Origin of the sequence: Hoylesella timonensis S9-PR14 (genome assembly GCF_000762405.1) — a bacterium.
Lineage (GTDB): Bacteria > Bacteroidota > Bacteroidia > Bacteroidales > Bacteroidaceae > Prevotella > Prevotella timonensis_A.
The window spans coordinates 1-6,542 of the sequence record NZ_JRPQ01000081.1 but is presented as its reverse complement, the minus strand read 5'-3'; the positions used below and the strand labels follow the sequence as shown (position 1 = coordinate 6,542).

Sequence of the window (6,542 nt, the reverse complement as noted above, 5' to 3'; positions counted from 1 at the left end):
GTGAAGGAGTGTAGCGAGCTACACGACTGAACGAACTTACATTTTGAACCAAAAAGAAGCCAAAAGAAAACAAAACGTACTTCATAAACATTTCATGACTATGTGCGGTGGTAATTTATAGAACCAGCCTTAAATCTTCACTTTACAAGGACTGTTCCCACGAGAGGGATTCGTGTCAATTCTGAACTCACGAACCTCCTCTTTATCGTTTCTGTTCTTGATAGATGTTTGTTTCAGGGGAAGAATTCGTAAAGAGAATTTCTTCAAGACTTAGTCGTTTCCCTTACTTTCTTTAGCTGCTTTTGCCTTATTCTTCAAATATTCGAAGCGGTCAATCGCTTGGCGACGAGTATGAATGATTTGATAACGATACACAAGGCAAGTGAGTATGAAATACACTAACACCTGTATCCACAGTGCTTGATATTCGGTACGGATGTCAGCCAACGTAGCTCCCATACTATGAACACGTAAGAATCCCCGTACACCAAAGGTAGAGGGGAAGAGAGTCGATACTCCTTGCCACATTCCTGGTATGTTATGCTGCGGCCATGATATCCCAGTCATGAACAAAAGGGGTATGGAAGTAAATACAACTAAAAGGATTACGTTTTCTCGATAGCGTACGAGGCACGATAATGTCATTCCAAAAAATATACAAGCGAGTATATAAGGTACAAGTAATCCGATGAGGGAACTCTCTGTGGCTAATGAGGTAAAACCAAAAAACTTGGGTATCGCCAGTGCTAAATAAGTACCGAGTACGATGTAAAGCATGAAATAGGCCATGGATTTCCCTAACACGATACGAAAGATGCCATTATAATGGCGGCTGATAGGAACCAAGTCTTGGTATCTGTTGTTCTCTCTTGCAGTACCAGCAGCTAAGCCAATGCCCAAGAGTAGCGTTTGCTGAATAATCATCATCAGCACTCCCGGAATGATGGCATTGCCATATCCTCCCGTTGAGTTGTAGATTTGTACTTCATCTACAGCAAGAGGTTGGGTGGCAATTTCATCATCTCGCTGTGTATACCCTCCTGTTTGTTGTACTTGGAGTTTTGTGTTTTGACTACTGGCTGCAGCTTGTGCGCTTTGTAAAATGGCTTTATAAGTGAGCATAAGACTCATATCGCAGTACACACTCACGTGTGCTTGCTCACCTCTATATATCTTTTTTGAAAAGTCTTCGGGTATGTAAACGATGCCATGTACCACCTGTTTGGCTACCAAATCTTGCGCTTCAGGGAGACTGTTGCAGTAGTAAGCAACCTTGGTGTCTGGTGATGCGTCAATACTACGAATGAATTCTCGGCTTAACTGTGAGTTGGCATAGTCGACGATAGCCACAGGAACGTTCCTTGTCACTTCGTTATTGTAGGCCCAAGAATAGAGCAGAGGATAGAGAAGTGGTACCAAGATGCAGAATATCAAAACGCCCTCGTCGGTGAACGATGAACGGATTTCCTTCATCCAGATGTAGCACATATCCTGTATGCCTTCTTTGATTCTATATAATAAGCCGTCGTTCATTGTAATTTTTTGCTCCTTGAATGATTTAACAGGTTGTAGGTTTTTGCCCTGAAATGTTTTATGGGATGTATTTATAAATAAGCATCGCTCGTTTGATGTTTCGCATCGTAAACACGGGCAGAATGATGAAGATGCCCAATGCCAACAGGCTGAACCATGCGTCGGTTAACGGAAATCCATTGAAGATGCACATCTGGTAGAGCATGTAATAATGCCTAAGCGGGAAAAGCTGTGCCATTGCCTCTATCATAGGATTCATGGAAAACACTGGGAAGGTAGCACCACTGGTGGTAAAGCTCAACACTCCCCATAGAGAACAAAGGCTCATTGACATTCGAAGCGAGGGAACAAGTCCGAAAATGAAGATTCCGAACGCTTGTGAAGCAAGCACGGCAAGCAGTCCAGTGATTAAAATAGTCAGCAAACCTCCTGTATGTGGAAATTGAAGCACATAATAAATATAAACCTCGAAGGCGTAAAATATGGTGAGAAAGATGATGGTTTGTGGTAACATCTTACCCATCATTGCCACATAGATGTTGTTATCAGCCATCCCCAACCACTTTTTCGACTCCTTAAACTTAAGTTCTGTTCCTATCGAGTAAGCAGAAATGAGGAAGATAAAAAGCATAAGCACGCCTGGAATCATCGTGGTACTGAGGTAGACATTGTAGTTCGCCCATGGGTTGTTGACCATGTGTAGGTCGAGAGCAATGGGTTGCAAAAAGGTTCGTATCTCCCCGTCAGTTTTCCCCATCGCTGATAGTTTGGCTGCTGACACGCCTGCCGAGCCTAATGTGGTAATGGTCTTCAGATCCTTGAACAAGGTAGATCCAGCAACGAGTGTTACACTACTATAATAAAAGGAAATCTTTGGTTGGCGCACACTCACCATGCCTTCGGTCGTACCATTGGGTATGAGTAGGAACGCATATATCTCATTGCGCTGCATCGCCTGTCGGGCATCGTTCATGTTTGGATAATGCGCAACCACTTGAGTATTCTGAAAAGCATCCAAGTTTCGTATCAAACGGCGAGAAGTGGGTGTGTTGTCTTGATCTACAACACCTACTGGCATCTCTACAGGTTGTCCTTCGTTCAGTAAAGAGGTGAAAAAGAATATGACGAGCAGTGGGAATATGATCATACAAAACCCGTACATGGGGTTTTTAATCAGTATTCCACATTCGCGCAAGGCTATTTGCAATATTCTTTTTACCATTGTTTTGACTGAAAAAATTGATGTTGAATAGGCGGAAAAATACGTCTACGACTCGCGTATGATGAGAGACATACCAGGACGGAGACCTTCAAATTTCTGAATAGGACGAGCCTTTACCTCGAATGTTTTCAAATCATATTGCCCATTAGTCTTCGTTGCTTTCCATACAGCATACGACCCTTGGTCTTTAATGTAGTACACCTTCATGTTGATTTCTTTATCGAAAGCTGGTGAGTAAGCCTTGAAAGTGTCGCCAACTTTCAAGCCTTTGAGTTGATCTTCGCGTACATTGAACGTGCCCCAAAGGTCTTTCATCACAGAAATACTCATGATGGGTGACCCTATTCCTACCAATTCTCCTTCTTTAGGATAGATAGTACTTACCTCACCCTCTACCTTTGCTATTTGTACGGTTTCTCTCAAGAGCGATTTTACTACGTTTACAGCGCCTTGAGCAGCTTGTGCTTGTTTAGCAGCGGCACGCTTTTCTTCAGTTCGTGCACCATTCTTCGCCAAGTCATATTGACTCTTTGCCGCTTTTACCTGCGCTTCACGAGCCTTATAGGCTGCGAAGGCTTCGTCACGTTTTTGAGCACTCATCACACCTTGATCGAAGAGATTTTGCACACGCTGATAAGACTTTTGTGCGATGTCGCATGCTGCAAGCGCTTGTTGCCACAGTTGGTAAGCGCCTTGTATTTGCTCCTTTCTAGCGCCATTGTCAGCCATATCGCTCATTGCAGCAGCAGCCTGTTGCGTCGCTGAAGCCGCTTGCTCTTGCGCATTCATTTCGGGTGCTTCGAGTATTGCAAGCGTGTCGCCCACTCGAACATAGTCACCTTCTTTCACTCTGAGTTCTAAAATACGCCCTGGTATCTTGCTTGATACCCGGTATTCAGATACTTCTACTTCTCCTTGAACAATCTCTGGCGTTCTTCCAAGTGTGAAGAAACCGATGATGGCAACGAGGATAACGGCTGCGGCAAATCCTAAGATTGCCAGCAAGATATTGTTGTGTTGTGTTTTTGTCGACATGATGTTATTATTGTAAGATGCCCAGTGCCTTTTTGAGGTCAACTTCGGCAAGTTTAACTTCTACTTCTGCGTCTATTTTCTGTGTTTGTGCTTTTTGCCAAGCTGTTTGTGCTGCCATGATTTCCGTTGCGTTCATAATGCCTTCTTTGAATCCCAAATTGGCGCATCGCAGGTTCTCTTCTGCACTCGAAATATTCTTTAACGCCATGGCAAGCTTTTTACGAGCCTCCTTGAACTTGAATTTACTTTGTGTAACTTGCAGTTCAATTTTCTCTTGTACGTCACTCATGTTGAGTTCAGCTATTTGGGTGGACGTACGTGTAGCGCGCACCTTGTAATCGCACTCAAACCAGTTCCAAACGGGAATTTGCACCATCAATCCCACGTTCCACATTCCAGAGAACTTTCTTTGAAATCCGTTAAACATATTGGGATTTGAAATGATGTATCCTCCTGTAAGTGCTACGTGTGGCAAGTAAGCAGCTCGAACGAGCTTGGTATTTTCCTTGCTTATATCTATGGTATTTTGTAGCATTCTTAATTCTGGACGAGTGCTGATAAGATCAGTGTTGGGATAGCTGTTTGGTGTCATCACCGTTCCTAACATTTCATTGTCTTCATCTGCCAGTGTGATATCGTTTTCTAAAGATAGACCACAGAGTTGACAAAGCAACATCTTAGCGAGTGATACGCCATTTTGTGCTTGTGTAATTTGCATGTCAGCCTCATTCACTTTCACTTCTACCTTTAGACCGTCAGCACGTGTCGCTACTCCCTGTTCTATCATTTGATGAACGTCGTCGTTGAGTTTGCCAACTAATTGACGATAGCTATTCGCCAACTTTAGTTTCTGATTGAGTGATACCACCAACCAGTACGCATGGTCAATGTCGTAGATGGTCGTTTGTGTACGCAATGTTAGGTCGTTGGCAGCCAATTGTTCTGTGATATCAGCAATGTTGTTTGCTGCTATGATGGCTCCACCTAAATAAATGGGTTGTTTCACCACCACAGAACCAGCCCATACTTGTCGAGTATCGGTTCGCAGTGCATCATTGATGCTGCCTCCAATAGTGTTGCCAGTCTTAGCGACCGATTCCCCAATCGTTCCAAGCAGAGCACCCATGTGTTGTGCCATTTGAGGAGAAAGTACTCCCTGCTGTACCAACGTTGCAATGTTCCCAGAGATTTTTCCGCCAATGGCATTATTGAGCTGCGTACCCATGCTTCCAAATCCTGCCTTTTGCTGGTCATTGAGTAAGGAAATCTCCCGACTGAAGTATGTGTATCCACCGATAGCATCTACCTTGGGAAGGTATTTCGTACGCAGTGCCTTGCGAGTGTTCTTTGCAACGTCTTGCTGAAGTCTGGCTACATTCAGTTGCTTGTTGTTGCGCAATGCCATCGCTCGACAGCTGTCCAGTGTGAGCTTGGTCTGTGCGCTAAGGGGTAACACCGTACCCACAAGCACGAATATAGTAAGCAATCTGTTCATGATAAATATGTAATACCTTTAATTAAATGTGAAACTTCTTGATCCTATCATATTCCCTTCTGCGAAGATACTCACCTGATAGCTCCCTGCCACTAACGCTTGATCTATATTCCAGTAAGTTGTGACATTTGTTTGGGCGCCACCATATTCAACCGTTTTCTTCATAGAAGCCTGTAAGTTCTTATTTTCGTAGGGGAACGTTCCCGCCCCACCAAGCACAGTTCCTGTTGGCGAGACAATTCTAACGTAGAGCGTTCGCATGCCGTTGGTTGCAGTAACGTTTTTTGCAATGCTAAAATCAACTTGTAGAGTTTTCGCTTTTTTCATCTTTGAAGTAGAACGATCTCTTTTATCACGCAAGGACATATTGATATTGATGGCATCTAACTGTGCGGCTATTGCCACTTTTTCAGAAAGATTTTGCTTCTCTGTGCTAAGTCCTTCAATCTGCCGGTTGGCAGCTTCATATTCGCCTTTAATACGAGTATTCTCGGCAGTGAGATTTTGATTAAGACGATTGAGCGAGTCTATTTCGAGCACATAACTACGCAATACTGCACGAACTGTTGCCAACTCTCTTTTTAGGCGTGCAATTTCTCTCGCATCATTGCTTTTCACTTGCCGTAGTTCGTTGAGTAATTGTTGGGTTCGCTCTTGTTCTTTGGTGAGTTGTGCAATAATAGAGTCGTTGCTGATTTGCGTCTTCATCTCGCTATATTGGTTGGCGAAGCGCTGGTATTCGTTTTCCATTTCTTTCTTATCCAACTCTGCCAAGGCTTGCATTTCTTTGTTTTGCTCTTTTTGCTCAAACAAATAATAGGTTAAAATGCCTACGCCCGCCAGCAATAGGATTATAAAAACAAGAATGGGAATTACAACCTTTTTAGTCATCACTAATCACTTATTAATATGATGCAAATTTAATGAATATATCTTGAACAACAAAACAATTAGTGTTGGTAAATATGTTAAATTCATTATTTCGTCTTTTTAAGTTAAAAAATAAATAGTTATTCGTCAAAATATCTGATAATTACCGAACTACCCTGCATTAGAAAAAAATCGAAAATTTTAACTGATAGTCCGCTTCAACACTTACGGTTCTTTCATTGAAGATTTATATTTTTACAACAAAAAGCACCCTATTCAAAAATTGATGCTGTGCAATATGGAAGGCTCATCAATGCTGAATTATCTTTACAAAGTGCCTCTCAAAACTCGCGTGAAATCATCCAACGGCAAAGTTGGTCGCAAATA

The 6,542-nt window shown here is 42.7% G+C and carries 5 protein-coding genes; all 5 read right to left on the bottom strand.

Annotated features, from left to right (window positions below):
* Positions 1-270 precede the first annotated feature (270 nt).
* Genes HMPREF9304_RS05590 through HMPREF9304_RS05570 form a run of 5 tightly spaced genes read right to left on the bottom strand, consistent with a single transcriptional unit; the run spans position 271 to position 6,176 of the window.
* A complete protein-coding gene (locus tag HMPREF9304_RS05590) occupies positions 271-1,533 on the bottom strand; it encodes an ABC transporter permease (RefSeq protein ID WP_036927244.1) in 1,263 nt (420 codons plus the stop codon).
* Positions 1,534-1,591: 58 nt separating this feature from the next.
* Positions 1,592-2,755 carry an ABC transporter permease gene (locus HMPREF9304_RS05585; RefSeq protein ID WP_036927242.1) on the bottom strand — a complete coding sequence of 388 codons (1,164 nt, stop codon included), beginning with the start codon at positions 2,753-2,755 and terminating at the stop codon, positions 1,592-1,594.
* A 45-nt stretch (positions 2,756-2,800) separates the two neighbouring features.
* Entirely contained in the window at positions 2,801-3,790 is a 990-nt protein-coding gene (locus HMPREF9304_RS05580) for an HlyD family secretion protein (RefSeq protein ID WP_008124308.1), read from the bottom strand.
* A 7-nt stretch (positions 3,791-3,797) separates the two neighbouring features.
* Positions 3,798-5,285, bottom strand: coding sequence for a TolC family protein (locus tag HMPREF9304_RS05575; RefSeq protein WP_036927240.1), 1,488 nt, complete (start codon positions 5,283-5,285; stop codon positions 3,798-3,800).
* Positions 5,286-5,303: 18 nt separating this feature from the next.
* On the bottom strand, positions 5,304-6,176 hold the full coding sequence (locus HMPREF9304_RS05570; RefSeq protein ID WP_036927239.1) for a DUF8429 coiled-coil domain-containing protein: 873 nt from the start codon (positions 6,174-6,176) through the stop codon (positions 5,304-5,306).
* Positions 6,177-6,542 lie beyond the last annotated feature (366 nt).